The organism is Stappia sp. (assembly GCF_048261845.1).
Taxonomy (GTDB): Bacteria; Pseudomonadota; Alphaproteobacteria; order Rhizobiales; family Stappiaceae; genus Stappia.
In genome coordinates, this window is record NZ_JBLXFR010000001.1 from 187,985 (window position 1) to 204,359 (window position 16,375).

22 protein-coding genes are annotated in these 16,375 nt (G+C 64.4%); all 22 read right to left on the bottom strand.

Features of this window, described 5'->3' with window-relative positions; genetic code table 11:
• Positions 1-98: 98 nt before the first annotated feature.
• Positions 99-701, bottom strand: a complete 603-nt coding sequence (locus ACN0T5_RS00915) for a hypothetical protein (protein ID WP_417766733.1) — start codon at positions 699-701, stop codon at positions 99-101.
• 256 nt (positions 702-957) lie between these two features.
• Positions 958-2,223: a phage minor head protein gene (locus ACN0T5_RS00920; protein WP_417766734.1), complete on the bottom strand. Its 1,266-nt coding sequence runs from the start codon at positions 2,221-2,223 to the stop codon at positions 958-960.
• The gene (locus ACN0T5_RS00925; protein WP_417766735.1) at positions 2,213-3,808 is read right to left on the bottom strand and encodes a DUF935 domain-containing protein; all 1,596 of its coding nucleotides are present in this window, start codon (positions 3,806-3,808) and stop codon (positions 2,213-2,215) included. The genes ACN0T5_RS00920 and ACN0T5_RS00925 overlap by 11 nt, the downstream gene beginning before the upstream one ends.
• Positions 3,805-5,490 carry a hypothetical protein gene (locus ACN0T5_RS00930; protein WP_417766736.1) on the bottom strand — a complete coding sequence of 562 codons (1,686 nt, stop codon included), beginning with the start codon at positions 5,488-5,490 and terminating at the stop codon, positions 3,805-3,807. The genes ACN0T5_RS00925 and ACN0T5_RS00930 overlap by 4 nt, the downstream gene beginning before the upstream one ends.
• Positions 5,487-6,074: a DUF3486 family protein gene (locus tag ACN0T5_RS00935; RefSeq protein WP_417766737.1), complete on the bottom strand. Its 588-nt coding sequence runs from the start codon at positions 6,072-6,074 to the stop codon at positions 5,487-5,489. The genes ACN0T5_RS00930 and ACN0T5_RS00935 overlap by 4 nt, the downstream gene beginning before the upstream one ends.
• 2 nt (positions 6,075-6,076) lie before the next feature.
• Positions 6,077-6,373, bottom strand: coding sequence for a hypothetical protein (locus ACN0T5_RS00940; protein WP_417766738.1), 297 nt, complete (start codon positions 6,371-6,373; stop codon positions 6,077-6,079).
• Positions 6,370-6,708, bottom strand: a complete 339-nt coding sequence (locus tag ACN0T5_RS00945) for a DUF2730 family protein (RefSeq protein ID WP_417766739.1) — start codon at positions 6,706-6,708, stop codon at positions 6,370-6,372. Before ACN0T5_RS00945 ends, ACN0T5_RS00940 begins: the two co-directional genes overlap by 4 nt.
• Positions 6,709-6,714: 6 nt before the next feature.
• Entirely contained in the window at positions 6,715-7,107 is a 393-nt protein-coding gene (locus ACN0T5_RS00950; protein ID WP_417766740.1) for a hypothetical protein, read from the bottom strand.
• Complete coding sequence (locus tag ACN0T5_RS00955; protein ID WP_417766741.1) at positions 7,104-7,304, bottom strand: hypothetical protein; 201 nt, start codon at positions 7,302-7,304, stop codon at positions 7,104-7,106. Before ACN0T5_RS00955 ends, ACN0T5_RS00950 begins: the two co-directional genes overlap by 4 nt.
• Positions 7,301-8,248 carry a glycoside hydrolase family protein gene (locus ACN0T5_RS00960; RefSeq protein WP_417766742.1) on the bottom strand — a complete coding sequence of 316 codons (948 nt, stop codon included), beginning with the start codon at positions 8,246-8,248 and terminating at the stop codon, positions 7,301-7,303. Before ACN0T5_RS00960 ends, ACN0T5_RS00955 begins: the two co-directional genes overlap by 4 nt.
• Before the next feature lie 96 nt (positions 8,249-8,344).
• Entirely contained in the window at positions 8,345-8,734 is a 390-nt protein-coding gene (locus ACN0T5_RS00965) for a helix-turn-helix domain-containing protein (protein ID WP_417766743.1), read from the bottom strand.
• A 4-nt stretch (positions 8,735-8,738) separates the two neighbouring features.
• Entirely contained in the window at positions 8,739-9,389 is a 651-nt protein-coding gene (locus ACN0T5_RS00970; protein WP_417766744.1) for a regulatory protein GemA, read from the bottom strand.
• Entirely contained in the window at positions 9,389-10,039 is a 651-nt protein-coding gene (locus ACN0T5_RS00975) for a DUF3164 family protein (protein WP_417766745.1), read from the bottom strand. The genes ACN0T5_RS00970 and ACN0T5_RS00975 overlap by 1 nt, the downstream gene beginning before the upstream one ends.
• Positions 10,036-10,494: a hypothetical protein gene (locus ACN0T5_RS00980; RefSeq protein WP_417766746.1), complete on the bottom strand. Its 459-nt coding sequence runs from the start codon at positions 10,492-10,494 to the stop codon at positions 10,036-10,038. Before ACN0T5_RS00980 ends, ACN0T5_RS00975 begins: the two co-directional genes overlap by 4 nt.
• The gene (locus ACN0T5_RS00985) at positions 10,491-10,760 is read right to left on the bottom strand and encodes a hypothetical protein (protein ID WP_417766747.1); all 270 of its coding nucleotides are present in this window, start codon (positions 10,758-10,760) and stop codon (positions 10,491-10,493) included. The genes ACN0T5_RS00980 and ACN0T5_RS00985 overlap by 4 nt, the downstream gene beginning before the upstream one ends.
• A complete protein-coding gene (locus ACN0T5_RS00990; protein ID WP_417766748.1) occupies positions 10,750-11,130 on the bottom strand; it encodes a transcriptional regulator in 381 nt (126 codons plus the stop codon). The genes ACN0T5_RS00985 and ACN0T5_RS00990 overlap by 11 nt, the downstream gene beginning before the upstream one ends.
• On the bottom strand, positions 11,127-11,759 hold the full coding sequence (locus ACN0T5_RS00995) for a hypothetical protein (RefSeq protein WP_417766749.1): 633 nt from the start codon (positions 11,757-11,759) through the stop codon (positions 11,127-11,129). Before ACN0T5_RS00995 ends, ACN0T5_RS00990 begins: the two co-directional genes overlap by 4 nt.
• Entirely contained in the window at positions 11,759-12,520 is a 762-nt protein-coding gene (locus ACN0T5_RS01000) for an AAA family ATPase (protein ID WP_417766750.1), read from the bottom strand. The genes ACN0T5_RS00995 and ACN0T5_RS01000 overlap by 1 nt, the downstream gene beginning before the upstream one ends.
• A gap of 66 nt (positions 12,521-12,586) precedes the next feature.
• Complete coding sequence (locus tag ACN0T5_RS01005) at positions 12,587-14,776, bottom strand: DDE-type integrase/transposase/recombinase (RefSeq protein WP_417766751.1); 2,190 nt, start codon at positions 14,774-14,776, stop codon at positions 12,587-12,589.
• Positions 14,773-15,237 carry a hypothetical protein gene (locus ACN0T5_RS01010; protein ID WP_417766752.1) on the bottom strand — a complete coding sequence of 155 codons (465 nt, stop codon included), beginning with the start codon at positions 15,235-15,237 and terminating at the stop codon, positions 14,773-14,775. The genes ACN0T5_RS01005 and ACN0T5_RS01010 overlap by 4 nt, the downstream gene beginning before the upstream one ends.
• 3 nt (positions 15,238-15,240) lie before the next feature.
• Positions 15,241-16,107: a ParB N-terminal domain-containing protein gene (locus ACN0T5_RS01015; protein ID WP_417766753.1), complete on the bottom strand. Its 867-nt coding sequence runs from the start codon at positions 16,105-16,107 to the stop codon at positions 15,241-15,243.
• A complete protein-coding gene (locus tag ACN0T5_RS01020; protein ID WP_417766754.1) occupies positions 16,104-16,337 on the bottom strand; it encodes a hypothetical protein in 234 nt (77 codons plus the stop codon). The genes ACN0T5_RS01015 and ACN0T5_RS01020 overlap by 4 nt, the downstream gene beginning before the upstream one ends.
• Positions 16,338-16,375 lie beyond the last annotated feature (38 nt).

The window sequence follows — 16,375 nt, forward strand, 5'->3', positions numbered from 1 at the left end:
GGCATTGGCAGAAGCTGAGCGATAGCTCGGCGCGTCAGCCAAAATGTGGAAGCTTTGCTCTCTGCACGGGCCGCTATTCGAGCTACATGTCGATGAAATCAATCCTGTGGCGTTTCTATCTGTTTGCCGAACGCTTCCAATTCGGCACAGGAGCGGTCCAGTCCAGCGTCGACAGCGTTGGAGTAGGTTTCAGAACCGCCAATGCGCGAACTGGAAAGGTAGTTATATCGGTGCGTTATGAGGACTTTCCAAAGAGTGCTGCGAGGTAGTTCGCAGTTGGTGTTATCTAATGCGCCGATCAGGAGTAGCTCTTGCGTCTCGGCGTCGGAGAGCGGCACCTGTTCTACCAAATCAAAATTGGCTGCGCTGGCCTGTAGCATTTGGCATGCGAAGCGATCACTGAACACGTAGGTTGGGTCAGTTTTTGCACGCTGATAAGCCCCGCTCAATACTGCCATTTTTGAAGGTTCAGTTTTGGCGTTTTTTATAAGGCGTGAAACATACTCCATATTGATGGAGGTCTTCCCGAGAGATTCCGTACAAACTTTCCCGCCAAGCTCCTGCCATGCGAGCAACTCTCCCGCGATCTGGTAACGGGCGGTTTTTCCCAGCGTTAGATGCTTTTGGTACTGCATCCCTGCGTCAAAGGCAGCGGCCGGACTCGTAAGCGCGATGACGGCGACGATAAAAAATCGATTCAATCGTTGTTCCTCCGGTCCGAATTGTTTATAGACCTGCAAAAATACTAAGTGTTCTTTCGGTTGTGGACGAACTTGGCTTTCAAGTAGATTGGCATTGTTCGCACCGCAGCAATTTGTCCTCGCTCAGCGAGTATCCGATTTTGTAACTTCGTAGCTTGCGGTATAATCGTCCTCGCACACGGGCAAATCAAGCCTTCGGGCGCGCTCGGCCACCTCGTGCTGGCGAAGGGTTTGCGACCTTCTGCCCGTGTGCCCTTCACTCCACATCCGTACCGGGCTGCTTCTCGAAGTACCGCGCCTTGCCGCGCGGGCGGAAGAGCGTGCGCAGGCGCCAGTGCCGGCCGAGCGGGTCCAGCACCATGAACAGGCCTGTCTTCGGATCGAAGGCACGCATGGTGCCGGCAAGGTCGTGGCGCAGCCGCGCGCGTTTCAGGATCTCGCCGAAGTCCGGCCAGGCTGAGACATCGACCACCCGCCGGTGATCGGCCGCATGGCCGATGGTCGCCGCATCGATCATCACGGGCAGATGGTCGTCTCCGAAACGCCCCGGCGCGACCGCCACCGGAAAGCGGGTCATGGCGAAGCCGAGCTCGCCATTCAGCCGCGCCTCAATATCGCGGCCCGAAAGCCCTTCCGCCTTGAGCGCTGTAACCCGCGCGGCACGCTTCAAGCCGACGTCGATCGCATCCTGGACGAAGACCTTGAACGCCGGGGATGCCGTGAAGTCGGCGATCGCCGCGCGCCGTGCCGATGTGGGCAACTCGCCAAGCCGACCGGACAGCAACTCGGCGACGTTCTGCCCGCGCGTCTTGCCGGGATTGGTATCCCAGCCCGGGTCGATGCCAACCGGGACAGTCACCGTCTGACCCGTGCGCCTGTTGCGCCAGGGCCGCATGACGATCTGAGGCCCGCCGGCTTCCGGGTCATAGCCGAGCCGCTCGGCTTCGCGCCGCGAGATCTGACGCACGCCGCATTTGCAGCCCCAGCCATTGGGCGGATAGTGGGTATTCCAGAACGGATCATCCACCGGAAGGATGATCCCGACCCAGCCGCGATGCTCCGGCCGGCGGCGCTCGGCAAGCGAAAGCGTGTAGACGAGATAGGGCAAGAACCGTTTCGTGCGCTGGGTGCGTTCCCATTCGCCGGCGGCATGGGCGGTGCGGATGTTTGCCCAATAGATCGTGCGCAAGCGGCGCGGGCTGCCGAGCTGCACGATCTTTGAAACGTCGTCGGCTGGATCTTCCGCGAAGCGCTTGCCCCACCAGCCCTTGGCCTGCAGCGTCGGCGTCAACCGCGCCTTGAAGTCCTCGAAGGGCACGCGGTTGACGATGGCGTCATCGACGGCCTTGCGCAGATCCTCGAGCACGTCGAAGCCGGCGGACTTGGCGACTGTGAAGGCATAGGCATGTTCGCGCGGGGCGATGTCGCGCCAGTCGAAGGTCGGGCGCGATCCTTTCTCCCGGAAATAGCGCGTGACTTCCGGCGAGGCGGTCAGGAACTCAACGGGCAGATCAGCCGGCATCGCCCAGCCCGCGTGCGATCAGGGCAAGATCGGCAATCCGGCGCGCCAACGGCCCGACGTCGAGAGTGCCGGCCAGCCGGTCGAGCCGTGCTTTGAGATCCTCATAGGAGCTGGCTGCGGCGAACTCCGCCTGGAGCTGATCGAGCACCGGGGCGAGATCTGTTCCCCATTCCTGCAGCGCTTCCTCAAGGAGCGCGTCGAGTTCGTCCGGCTCCTCGCCGGCCCGCGCCGTCGCGTGATAGCCGCCACAGCTCGGACAAGCCTGGGCCGTTGCCGGCTCGGTTCCCGCATCGTCCGGCTCGGCCTCGGCTTGACCAGGCTCGGTCACGGGTGGCTTCGCGGCCGCCGACGCGCGCAGGATATCGGCATCGTCTTCCGGCTCGCTCAGCCCGATCTTTTCGCGCACCTCGGAACCGGCAACCTTGAGCCCGAGCGGGACAAGTGTGTTGAGCGCTTCGGACAGCGTCTTGATGTCCTCGGCCTCGGCCACGGGCAAGTCGACGGTGGGGTACCGCTCCTGCGGACCGAAGTTGAAGGCGATGAAGGGATGGATCAGGTCCCTGTTGAGCGTTGTCGACACCTGCCGGCCGTCCGCCCGGAGGAGGTCGTAGCGGACGTTCTCGTGCACTTGCGCCTGGGCGAGCGACGAGCCGTCGTCCGTGGTCATGGTCTGGCCAAGAACCGCCTTGGAGATCTGCGCATCCAGGTATTCGGCCATGGCGCCGAAGACGGCATTGCCCGAGCCGCCCTTGGCTTCGATGAACTCGATCTCCATGCCGGACGGGATGATCGCCGCCGCATCGGCGGCAAGGTCACGCACCGCGCGCAGCAGGACGCGCTTCTCGTCGGGCGTTGCGCTGCGGTTGTAGCGCCCGACGCGCAGCGGCATGCCGAAGACTTCCAGGAAGGCGGCCCAATCCTTGAGCGTGTAGGACTTCAACAGGAACGCCCAGGCGGCAAGCCGGGCCAGACCGCCCCGGATCGGCAGGCCTGACTTCAGCTTCGGGATATGCCGGATGAAGGAATAGCGGGAGAGATCGCGGCCCTCGGTCGAACCATCCTCGCGCAGGCGCAACTCGCGCCCGGTCCTGCGGTCGAACTGGAAATGGCGCGGATCGCGCCAGACATACTCGCGCGGGTACCAGGTCGCCTGGTGGTCCCACAGGATCTCGACCACGGAAAAGCCCTTGCCGAGCCCGTCGAGCACGTCGATCAACATGTCCTCGAAGATCGGAGCCTCGACCAGGTCGCGCACGGCGTCGAGGATCTTGTCGTCCACCGTTCCGTTCTTCGGCTGGTTGACCACGGGCTCGATCGCCAGAACGGCGCGCTTGCGGGTGCCCAGCACCGACGCATAGTGGAGATCCCGTTCCTCCATCTCCTCGGCAAGTGCCAGATATTCGCCCGGCTCGCCCTCGACGGCATCGTGAAGGATGCGCGCAAGCCGCGCCGGTGTGAGGCCGGACGCAACAGGTTCGCCCCAGATCGAGCGCACCCCGGTCAGGGTCGGCGCGGCTTCCTCCCGAAGAAGCGAGGCAGAGGAAACCGGCCGCCCGTGCGGATCGACAAGCTGATAGGTGCTCACCACAAGCCTCCTGAATGTCCGGGATTGATCCCGCCGATGCGGGCGAAGTCGTCGTCGTCGTCGTCGAGCGGAGGTCCGCCGTTGTGGCCGAATTGCGCGAGCGGTGAATGCCGTGCGGCCGTGTAATCGTATTCGGGCAGGTCGAGGCGGCTCACATACCAGGCGAGCGCGGAGGCGATCGCGCTGTCGCCGTGGCGTTTCATGCCGTCCGCGCCGTTGACGCTGTGATCGTCGGGCACCTTGATGATGCCGTCGACGTATTGAAGCGCCTGATGATCGCGCAGGATGTCGTCGTCTCTCGGCAACACGACCGTGCGATCCGAGAACGCCTCGATATAGGCCGGCATTTCGATCTGGTACCAGGCCCGCGACAGGCTCACCTCGACGATCGAGGGGCCGTATTTCTGGGCGGCGACCTCGGCGATATAGGCGCCGTTGCCGGTGGCATCGAGCGCACCGCCCGACATGCGCGGCAAGCGGTCGACGATGTAGAACAGGATGTCGCGCTGCTGGTCGAAGGGAACGTTCCTGAGCTCGACGATCAGTCCCGACCGGCGCAGGAGCGATCGCGTGATCGCCATGACGTTGATCACGGTCAGGTCGCCCTTGCGCGCGAAGTCCTCTCCGAAGACATGGGACAGGAGCGGGTCAAGCTTCTCCAGGTGAGGTTTCAGCTCGCGTTCGCAGAAGTCGAGCGTGTCGGCCTTGCGGATGTGTTCCGGCGCGTTCTTGAAATCATCGGTGCAGGCCCATCGGACGATGGGAATGCCGGGCTCCATGCAGGCCTCGATCTGCACGCGTGTCAGTGCAGAGCCTTCAGCTTCGGCCGGGATGGCGTCGAGCTCCTGGCGCATCGCCGCCTGGCGCGCGCCATAGGCGCCTCGGATCTTCGCTTCCCACTCCGCTTCGCCCTCGGCCGTCCACTCGATCCCCTTGATCAGGCAGACGCGTTTGTAGAGGCCGTTTGCAACGGCGGTGGCGAAAGGTATGTGGTGGACCGAGAACGGGACCTTGCCGGCGCGCGCTTCGCGGATCAGTTCGTTGAACGGGTTCAAGACGCCGTTATGGGTCGAGATCACCCGGATCTTGCCGCCCCAGATCAGGAGCGCGTTGACCGCGTCGAGCACGCCGCGCACGTCCTGGTGGAAAGCCGCCTCGTCGATCACGACGATGCCTTGAAGCCCGCGGATGTTCTCCGGACGGGACGACAGTGCCTCGACGCGGTAGCCGCTGGCGAAGCGGATGCGGAAAGCGGAGATCATCCGCGTCGAGCCGTCCGTCTTTTGATCCTCGAACAGGAATTCCTCGATCGCCGCCAGATCTTCGCCGATCGCTTTCGCGAACTTCGAGACGTATCCGATGAACTCGCGGCCCTTGTCCTTGGTGTCGCCGATGTAGAAGACATTGTCGCCGCCGGCCGAGCGGGCGGCGGCGGCGATCAACGTATCGTCCAGCGCCTCGGCAAAGGTGATGCCGGTGCGCCGGCCCTTCTCGGCAAGCTTCAGGTCGGACTTGTCTTCAAGCCATTCGACCTGGTGAAGCATCAAGACACCCTCGGCGAGAGGGTCGAGATCGTCCGGCACCTGCGCGCCGCGCGGCAGCTCGCCGGGCAGTTCGTCGGTCTTGCGCGACAGGAGCGGCGGTCCGGCGAAGATGTCGTGTGACGGATCTGGCGTGGTCATGTCCGCACGCCCAGGAAGTCGCGGCGAAGCTGAGCGACACGCTCGCCCGACAGACCGGCTTCCTTGCCGACCGTCTCGACGACCTCTTCGAACTTCTCCGCAATCTCTGCCTCGACCTTCTGGCGACGAGAAGTGGAAACAGATTGCGCGGCAGCGGCGGCGCGCAGCGCGTTGGCCAGTTCCTGCGCGCCCTTGGTCGACAGCCCGCCTTCGCCGGCCGACTGCAGGATTTCGAAGATCAGCGTCTTGATGGCTTCCGCCGCGATGACGGTCAGGTCATCGGACGCCCCGGCATCCAGGCGGTCACTCAAGGCGGTGGCGATATTGCGCGTCTCTTCAATCCGTCGTGCCATCGCTGCGAGCTTGACGCTGTAGCGATTGAACGAAGAGAACGACGGCACGTCGAAACTCGCGCCCGTCTCGCCCTGGACGGCGATCAGCTTCTCGCGGAACTCGGCATAGATCTGGGTCTGCGTGCGGTCGCGACCGGTCAGCTCCTGTGCCGCCCAGGTGACGGCGGTGTCGCATTCCTCCGGCAGGATGTCGATCGCCGACAGCCGGCCGCGTCCTTTGGGGCGAGCCATGGTCAGGCCTCCGGCGACGGGACGCCCACGCCTTCGAGCAGGGCCCGGCGCTGGACGTGGTCGAGCCCGGCGCGGCGCAGCGTCGCGACGAGGATCGAACCGGCCTCGGTCAGGCGCACGGCGTCGAGATCCTCAAGGCGGCGCAGTTGCGTCCGCACATAGTCACGGCTCTTGCGATGGCCGAAGGTTTCGAGGATGGCGACGAGGATCGTCTCGTTGAGCTGCTGGTCGGTCTCCTGGGCGAGCGCGCGCAAGATGATCAGGCGGCAGTCGGCCGCGACATGTTCGGCAAAACTCATTGTTTGCCCCCGGATTTGAGAAGGTAATCGCTGATGCGCTCGGTTGCCCGTTGAACCGCCCTCAAAGTGTCTTCAACGGCTCCAAAGCGAACGCCCATGCCCTCTATTTGCTTGTCCAGGCGGTGCAGATCGTCCCGGTCGGGCAACGCATCGAGCTTGGTTTCCACCCGGTCGAGCCGGGTTTCCTGATGCTCCATGTCCGCCTTGAGCTCGGCGATGGCCTCGGTGTTCTTCCGACTGCCGCTCGTCAACCAGGTGTAGAAGGCGGACGAGAAGGCGATGAGCAGTGCGACGACGCCAAGGAAAGCGTCCAGGGTCTTCCAGTCAAACCACATGGGCACCTACCGAAGCGTTCGCAGGGCAGCGACACCGCCGCCGACATAGAAGAGCCACTGGATCATCTGGCCGCCCCAGGCTTCCAAAATGGGGACCGTCGCAACGCCCCAACCAAAGCGAAAGATGCTGTCGGCGATGACGGCCGCCCACCATGCGCCCAAGGGCAGGACGAAGAGGCCGGCGAAGCACCAGAAGGCCGCGTGTTCGAGCTTCGCCGTGTTGAAGGCGGTCATTTCCTTCGTTTCGGCAACGGCCGCCCGGATGGCCTCGATCTCGACCTGTGCGCGCAGCTTCTCGCGGCCCGTCTCCTCGGCGTGGCGCCGCTCGAGATAGGAGAGCGTGCGCTCGACCAGGCCGGAGGATGCAAAGCGCAGGACAACGGACAGGAGCCAGCTCATTCGCCACCCCCGATCGGCGTGCGCGTGATCCGGCGCAGGAAGATGTTGAGGAGGCCGACGATCAGCATCGCCCAGAGCGCGTCACGCGGCTCCAGGTACCAGGTCCAGTCGAAGCCTTCGAGCCAGCGCAGCACCTCCGCCACGACGGGCAGTAGCGCGATCAGCGCATTGACGATCAGCGTGCGCCATCCCCTCATGCCGACGCCCTCCGTGAGAACAGGCCGGACAGGCGATGGCCGATCTCGTCGCGATAGCGCCAGGCAAACATCGCACCGGCAACGACCGCCAGGGAGAGCGCGCCGCCGGCAACCCAAATGACCCATTCGGGCGCACCGCCCTGGGCGGCGGTGGCACCGGCGCCGGAGACGAGGAGCCCGGCTCCCGTCGTCGTGCCAGCTTCGCCGGCAGCCGCCGCGCGCTCCAACGCTGCCGCCGTCGCCGGGCCAAGCACACCGTCCGTCTTGAGATGCGGATGATCCTTCTGGAAAGCGCGCACGGCCTTGGTTGTCTTCGGCCCGGCAAGGCCGTCCAGCGCGCCGTCATAATGGCCGAGCTTGGCGAGAATGCCCTGATAGTGGCGCAGTTCGTCGGAAGCGGTCGAGGCCTTGGCGACCGTGTCACGGGCCTCGACGCGGATCGCGCCGGACGTTGCGTAGACACCGCGCTGGATCAGCAGTGCCTCGGCCTGCCGGCGCTTGACGAGACCCGGCAGGCGACGACCACCGGCCGTGGTGCCGGTCTTGCGCAGCAGCGCTGCGGACTTCGCAGCGTCACCGGCGGCAAGCGCCTTCGCCCACTTCCAGGTCGCGGCCTTTGGGCCAAGGTTGAAGCACACACTCGCGGCGCCGTCGTAGTGGTGCTGGCGTGTCGGCCGGATGTACCGCACCACGGCCGCGCCGTATTCCTCGTTGACGATCTTCGGAAGGATCTTCAGGCATTCCTCGCGCGTGATCGTGTCGCCGGGCCTCAGCGGCCGACCGCGCGTTGCGATCCAGTAATTCCGGAAGACCTTCGAGCGGTTGGTGTAACCGGTGCCGATCGTCAGCACGCCGACCGGATCGCGATAGGCGCGACTGACAAAGCCTTCATGCGCGACGACATCGCGCGCCCCGTGCGGGCTCAAGTTGGTGATGATCTGCATATGATCGTCCCGGCCTCTGTGGAGAGTTGCCGACACGTTGGCGGATCGCGGGTTGTGTGGTGAGACTGACAGTGTCAGGCGGGTGAGAACCGGCCGTCAGAACAGATCGCCCTGGCGCGGGTCTTTCGACTTGAGACGGGCACGGGTGCGAAACGCCGTTCGCTCGTGAAGCCCGCTTGCGGCGGCAGCTTGGCGCGCGGACGCGCCGTTTTCAAGTGCCTTCACAAGAGCGCGGCGCGCGCTTGCCTCGCGGGCGATCGGTATCAGGAAACGGCCGCCCGTGTTCCTGACGCGGTAGAGCTCGCATATGGCGGCGGCGGCTTCCCGGCCGACCGTATCGGTCAGCCAGTGATCATCGCTCGCGTGGCTGGGGATATAGACCGTCTGGCCACCCTTTTCGGCAGCGAGCTTCAGGGCAGCGTCCAGGCCGGCGACCTCCGCAATCTCGGCCAGTATGCCGGGAAGATATGAGAGATCGTCGGCCACGGGATCAGGCCTCGGCCTTGGCGGCCGCTGCGCGCAGGCATCGACCAAGCACGTTCATGAGATCGATCCAGTCGTCTTTCGTCAGATCGCCATACCCTTTGCCGGGAACCGTCCGCCCGAGCCAGGCGTCAAGCGTGGTGGCCGGTGCCGCGCCCAGACTGGTCAGGCGCGCCCATTGCGTCAGCAGGACCTGAAAACGGAAATCGTTGAGCAGCGGCGGCTGGTTCCGATCCCGGCGGTACAGTCCATCGTTGCCCGTGGCGCGGCGGACCCATCCCTTGATCGCTTCGATCGCCTTTTCCGCATCCTCCGCGTGGCGCAGGAAGCGTGCGTGCGACAGGCCTGTTTGCCGGGTGACGAAAGCCATCATCGCTTCGTCGCTGCCGGTGTTGACGACGCCCAGGTTCCACGCTCCGATCCACAGCGCTTGCAGCTTGCCGGCAAACGGCCCCGCCGCCCGTTTCGCCTGACCGGGCTTCGAAGCCGCTTTGAAGCCGAGCCGCTGCAGCTCGTCCACCACGGCCCGGTGCTGCGGCGGCGACATCTCCCGCAGGGAGCGCGCGCCCGTGACCCGCTCGTAGAGATCGCGGACGTCGTCGCCGGTGATGCCGAGCGTCTTCAGTCCGACGTGAATGATTGCATGTGCGCCGCTCATCACGAGGCCCTCGCCAGATCGATGGTGACGGCTTCCCAGCGGTCGGTGACGCGGGCGCGGCGATGGAAGCGGACATACTCCTTCGAGCCGGTCACCCGCATTGCCTCTCGGATGGCGCGCATCGCCTCCTGCCAGCGCGGGTCTTCGATATCGAGGCGGAGCAACATGAAGATTTCGGAGCGGTTGACCTGTCCTTCCTTGTCCGTGTTGAAGGCGCGTGTGATGACTGCGCGGATCTCCGGCCTGCTGTCCGCTGCCCATTCCGTCAGACATTCGTCCAGGAGCCGCTTGGCAATCTGCAGCTGCGGTCCGAAGTCGACATAGTCCGCGACCTGCACCGTCACCCTCATCAGGCCGTCGAAACTCAGGTACGTGCGATTACCCTTCGGACCGCCCTTGGTAAGGCCGAATTCCTGGGCGAGCAGCGCGTCGAGTTCGCCGAGATCCGTCATCGTGTGACCGCGAAAACGGGCGATCTGCGCGGAGAGCTCATTGGCGAAGCACATGATCTTCCGCACCACCTCGTCTTCAAGCTTGTCCGCCGGCTTCACCATTTCGAGCGGCACCAGCGCGCCCTTGCCGTCGGTCATGTAGGGCTTGCCGTTGACGTCGATGACGCCGTCGTCTGCGGTCTGGTTCTGATCGTTCATTGGGTGCCTCCTTGGCGTTGGTCGAGGGCGGAGCGGCCCGGTGCCGGGTCGCCCATGAGGTTGCTTGTGGCGGCGGGTTGACCGGTCAGCATCTGGTCGAGCAGCGGATTGATCCGCCACCGCCGGCCGACCGGCACCGGCTGTTTCGCCGGCCGGGAGGGTGCCGCCGACCTGGTCGTCGCCGAACCCGCGACCGACCTTGGATCGCGGGCGCATCGCTCGAGGACCGCCCTCGCTTCCGCTTCCCGTTTCAGCGCCTCGCGCTCGCGCAGCTCTGCGTTGATCGCAAGGATCAGTTGAGCTACCGACCGGACCAGATCGGATCGGCCTGTCTTCTTGTTCATGATCCGCGCGGCCAGTTCGGCGGCGGCGATCGAAGCTGGCGTGTCCGGCCCACGATCGTCGAAGACGACGGCAAGGATGTCGTCGACAAGTGTTTCGAGGGTCTCGTTCATGCCGCCGACCCTCCGCCGTCATGGGAGGGGGGCACGGGCCGTGCGATCACCGGCAGACGCTCGACCTTGCCGGATGCAAGATCCGCGTCCGTGATCGTCGACGGTCCCGCGATCCGGCTCGCCTCCATGCTTGATGAGCGTTTCAGCAAGTCGAGGAAGGCAATCTTCATGAGGTGCGTGAGCATGGGAGACAGGACAAGCCCGCCGCTGTCCGTGGTGTGATCGTCGATCCACTTGCGCAGAGCTCGGATGTCATCAGACAGCATCGCCGCCTCCTTTCACACGGGAGTGGGGGCAACCGGCTCGGCAGGCCCGGAACATGCGGACACGGTGAGCCGAGGTCGGTGCATAGGGCTTCTTTTGCCAGTCGAGGCATTGGTCCCGGCTGAGGTCGCCGACGACGGGGCAATCGACCAACAAGCCCATCAGCGCCCCGCGCACGCGCTCCTCGACCTTGGCCAGGTCGCCGAGATACTTCCCGTTGATCACCTGGCTTGTGGTTGCCGGCGAATACCCGATCCGTGCGGCGGCACCATTCAGGCCGTCGCGATCCGCCAGACCGGCCAGTTCGCGCACCCAATCGGGCGCTTCGCCCCATCCGGTGGTGGCCTTGTCGACCATGGAGACCGGCATCATGGTTCGACCTCCTCGGCGACCGGTTCGCCGTGCAGGTTGTTGGTATTCGGGTCGTAGATGGCGTGCGTGCGGAGTATCTTCGGCGGCTTCGGCCCTGTGTTCATGGACGGTTTGAGGCGCCATTTTGTGAGATGATTTGGCCGACCGAGTTCCAGGCAATGGAGATATCCGGCCGCCGCAAGATGTTTGACGTAGCTGTTGGCGGATGGGGTCCTTATCAGGCGATCGTCGGTCGACGCGAAGGCTGCAAGCTCGCGGGATGTGAACCCGTCGCGCAGGAGGTTGCGCATCGTGTTCCACAGCAGTTGTTGCACCGAAGACGGCGCCTCCGATCCGTCCCTGCGCAGGCGGGGTGCCTCGGCACGACGCTCGACAAGGCGGTACCTCTTTCGCCGATGACCGCTATCGACACGTTGCTCGCCGAGTTGCTCAATAATCCCGGCATCGCGAAGGCGCTTAAGATAATCGCGTGTGGAACCGCCGTCCGGATCGCAACTCGCCTGATCGACGTCGTATCTCGTGAAGGCCGCGCCGTCGCGTGTGAGCTCGAGAATGACCGACCAGACATGCTCGTATCCACGCAACACGGGCCGCCCCTTGATAGTCCGGAGCTTGAGGACTGCCGCCATCAGACCCGCCCTCCGCGCCGCCGGATTGGCGTTTCACCCGTGAAGATCCGTCCCTCGTAGCTGGAGCGATCAACGGCCTTGAGGCCGTGGTTGCGGGCAAATTGCCGGACCTCATGAAGGGTGGTGGCAATGCGCCGAGCCTTGCCGGCCGTCCGCGTCCTGATGTCCGCAAGCAGGTCCGCCGCAATCTCGATCTCAGGGCACAGGAAACGGGCGAGAACGGCTGTGTCTTCCTCGTCGCAAGGCTGTGCCAGTTGAAAGTCGAGAACGCGGTTGTGCACCCGTTCGTGCGCTTCCAGCTTCTTCGGCAACAGCTCTTCGCCGATCAGAATGACGGGGACCTGCGTCGTTTCATGAATGTCCCGGATGAACTCGATCATTTTGCCGTCAACGAGCTTGTCAGCCTCGTCGATGATCAAGGGCCGGTCGGGTGCATCGCCCAGCCGGTGGATGATGTCGCCCATCATGGAAGCGATGGTGCCGCGCGAACGATGCTGCCCGAGCTCCGCAAGCAAGGCCTCGCAAAACGTCTTCTTCGCCCAATAGTGGCGGACCTCGACATAGACCGCGCCGGTCTTGTTCATCGCGTATTGCGCCGCAACGCTCTTGCCGTAACCGCTATCGCCACTGAACACGCCGATCCCCGGCAACCCGACAGCGCGGGTGCGCAGGGCTTCAATCATCATGAGCAGGGCAGCGACATTCTTGAGCGGAGCGATTGACCCGCGTGGTGCCTTGACCGTGTTCTCGTTTGCAGTCATGGTTTCGTCCTTCGAAATGTCTTGGGGGGCTCCGGTTTGCCGGGGCTCCTTTTTTCTTGGGCGGACCTATCCGCCGAAATCCTCCTGCATCGCAGAAAGAGCGCGGTATTCCGGTCCTGCCTGGTAGCCGCCGAGCCAGACGGCATCCGCCGTGTCGACGCTCTCACCGGCGGCAATCCGTTGCTCCAGGTCGAGCGCCCTGCGAAACCGGAGTTGCGGGGTTTCCTGTCGGCGGATCGGTGTGACGGCCGAAGCGGCGGTGTCTGGGGCCGGCACGGTCGGCGCGTTCATTTCCTTCCGCATCTCTTCTAGGAGTTCCGCCGCTCGTTCGGGCTGTACCGGAGCCTCGGCCGGTGTCACCGCGTCGAGTGCGGCAGCGATGGCGGGTGTTTCGTGGCGTTCCTCGCGTTTCGGCAGGGCGAGGACATTCGGCAGATCGCGGCGGGCGACTTCATGCACCCGCTCGATCAGCGGTCGGCCTTTGGTGATCTCCCGGATCTTGGAGCGTGCTTGCCGAGTGGCCGCATTCAACGTCTCGGCCTGTGCCTCGCGCTTGGCGGCGAGCAGCGTGGACGGATGGATGCCCGCCAGTTCCGCGCAGATGGCTTCGCCAAGATAGGAACCATCGCCGGCATCGAAGGCGACCGCACGGCCCGCGTCGTTCGGGTCCATTCGGGCAAGGACCTGGGCGCCGGGCAGCGCGGCGTTGATGACGTAATGGAAGTGATCGATCCGGATGCCGGTTTTGGTGACGGTTCTGAGCCCGTCCTGACCGGCAACCGGCATAAGGAGCACGTCGAGGGCGCGCGGATCGACAGTGCGAATTGAAGCGGTCGAGGCCGTCGCCGCCTCGGCCGGTGTTTTGCCTTTGAGGCCCGCGTGCGGTCGGTGCTGGTAGCGCAGTTCGACCCACTCATCGACGTAGCGCTGCAGCTCCGGCCCCGTCATCGAGACGCCAAACAGCTCGGCGGTATCCGCGCCCAGGCGATCGGCAAAGGTCTTGCGATCCTCTATCGCCTTTCGGTCTGCGACCGAATGACCGACGAAGCCCGGCAACAAGGTGGCGCAATCGTGCTGGAACGTCTTGATGACGCGCTCGACGTGCCCCTTTTGCTGCGGGCTGTAGGCGTCGGAAACGTCCATCTCGATATCGAGCGCGGCAAACAGGCGCTTGGTGTCGCGGGCAACGAAGTCCGGGCCGTTGTCGGTCTTGATGACGTCCGGCACGCCCCAGGCGAGGATCGCTCGGCGCAGAAGCATCGCGACGGCGGCCGCGCGCGGTGTCTTGGAGATGTAGAACAGCGTCCGCCGTGTCGCGATATCGATGCAGGCATAGATCGCGTGCCGGCCATCGGTGCACAGCGCATCGACCGGCGAGGCGTCGATCTGCCACAAGGCATTCGGCTCGCGGATATGGCGGAGCGCACCCACGCCGGCCGGCGCCATGGTCGAGCGGTAGTGATCGGGGTTCGAAAGCTTCGTTAGGGCGACTTTTTCAGTCTCCTTCAAACGCTTGATGAAGTGCTGAAAGGTCCGGATCGGTGGCATGTCGACGGTGACGGACCGTCCTCGGCGATCGATGGTGATCGTGTCGCCGAACTCGTCGCGGCACAGCGTGCGGACATGGTCGGCCGAGAGATGTGGTTGGTGGGCCACGAGCGCAAAGATCAAGGCCCGCACGGTGCCGCCATTGGCGCTGTCGAGGACGCCCTTGCCCTTGCGAGCGGCCGAACGGTCAACCGCCAGCCGGTCGGCGCCACCGGACCGCTTGGCTGATCGCCAGCGCTGCAAGGAGCGCTTGGAAAGATGCGGAACCGTCTCCCTGATCCAGTCTTCAACCGGCAAGCTCCCCACATTGTAGCGGTCGCAAAAGATCTGGAGACTGGATGCAAGGCCGAGCGACAGGCCAGACCGGAACTGTTCGAAAACAGCTAGGATCGCGAGGCGCGCGTCCCGCTCGCGGCGGGCGCTGTCGCTGCCTTTGAAGGTGATTTGAACATCGCCGTTATCAGCGCGCACCACTTCCTTGCGCACGGCCAGGACGCGACGGGTGAACTCCAGCTGGGCTTCCGTCGGGAACAGGCGAAAATGGTACTCGCGGCCACCACCACCTTCTGCTCCCTTGCGATCTCGGGCGAGGAACGGATGTGTGGTCCAGTTTTCCCGGTCGGCCAATGCCTGAACGCCACGCTTGGTACCAGGCACTGCCGGCAATCCGAGTTCGGCGATCTCGCGGGCGGTGAACCACTCCTTCATCGCCGCGACCTCCACTTGGCTTCCACGGCGGCGCGTCGCGCGGCAACCTCCTGCGCGTGCTCTTCGATCAAGTGCAGTTCGATGAGATCGGCATAGCGGGCGGGCACCACGACGAAGCCGAAGCGTTCGACGATGTTGCCGAGCACGCCGTTGCAGCCCGTGGCCTCGACCAGCGCGATGAAGGCGTCGAGCGGGATGCGGTGTTCTTCCGACGCCTCGCTTGCCCATTTGTCGAGCGTGGACTCGGAGACTGTGCGGCCCACCGTTGCCGAAATCTGCCGGGCAATCTCCGCCCGTGATGATCCGTCCTCGCGCGCCTCGCGAAGGGCGCGTGACACCATTCGCGCAATCTGGTTGTCGAGCGCGCCGCGACCCGGGGCCTCGTCTCCAAGGCTGACGGTCACCTTGGGCGGCTCCCAGGAGAACAGGTCTGGAGTGAGAGGGTCGCGGCGGCGGGTCATCTCTTAGCCTCGCTCCGCCAGCCAGAGTTCGACGGCCTCGCGATGCGCTTCGAAGAAGCGATGTTGTTCCGTCTTCTTCAGCCGCGAGAACGTGTCCGACAGCTTTTCCCATGCACCGGTTTTCTGGGGCGCAGGCGTCTTGTCGAGGACGGCGATCGCTTCGTTGACCGTCCCGGCAAGTGGTGGTTCGGCGAGGATCATCCCGACGATCTGTGCCTGGCGATCAGGTGATTGGTCGGCGAGCTTGAGCAGCTCCGACTGGTTCTCGGCCAATGCACTGTCCGCAATGCGATCGCGAATTTCCTGCGGGATGGTGGCGACCTTGAGAGCCAGATAGATCGCTCGCCCGCTCAGTCCGAATGCGACTTGGGCAGCGTCGGAAAAATAAAGTGCAAACTTTGCACTTTGATCGTCGAGATCTCCGGCGGGCTGCAATTCTGCAATGTTTGCACTATTTCCCTCCGCCGCCTTTTTCGCCTTGCGACCGGGCTTCACCTGGCCGTTCGCAGCCTCGTAGATGTCCCGCCAGGCGGCGATCGCCACGGCCCGTTCCAGCGCGTTCAGCTCGAACCGCATCAGGTTCTCGCGGATTTCTCGCAGGCGTTCCTGCGCTTCGTCGGCAAAGGTATCGGGCGCGTGCACGGCAGCCGGAATGCTGTCCCAGCCGAGCAGTTTGACCGCCGCCAGGCGGTGGGCTCCGTACACCAACCGGTAGCCGCCGCCTTCGAGCGGACCGACCACCTCGATCGGCGTCAATAACCCGCGTTGGTCGAAGTCCTCGGCGAGCGCCTCGGCGCGAGCCGGCAGCACCTTGCGTAGGCGATTGCTGGCATCAATTTTTGTGAGTGGAAGCTGTTCTTGTGCAGTCACGCCCGCACCTCGTTGGCCTGCCAGTCCGCACCGCCGATACCGCGCCCTTTCAACCAGTCGACTTCGGCTTGTGCCTCCGCCAGATCGGCGAACCGATGCGCATCGCCATCGAAAAAGCTCGTTTCCGCGACGATGGCGGAACCGCCATCGTCGACGCTAATCACGTGGTTGCGGCCTGTGTGGTAGTAGCGCCGGCCTGATGCCGACACCTTGGTCAGAATGGCTTTCATGGAAGGCTCCAGCATGGAGAGGGTTGGGAGTGGACCTG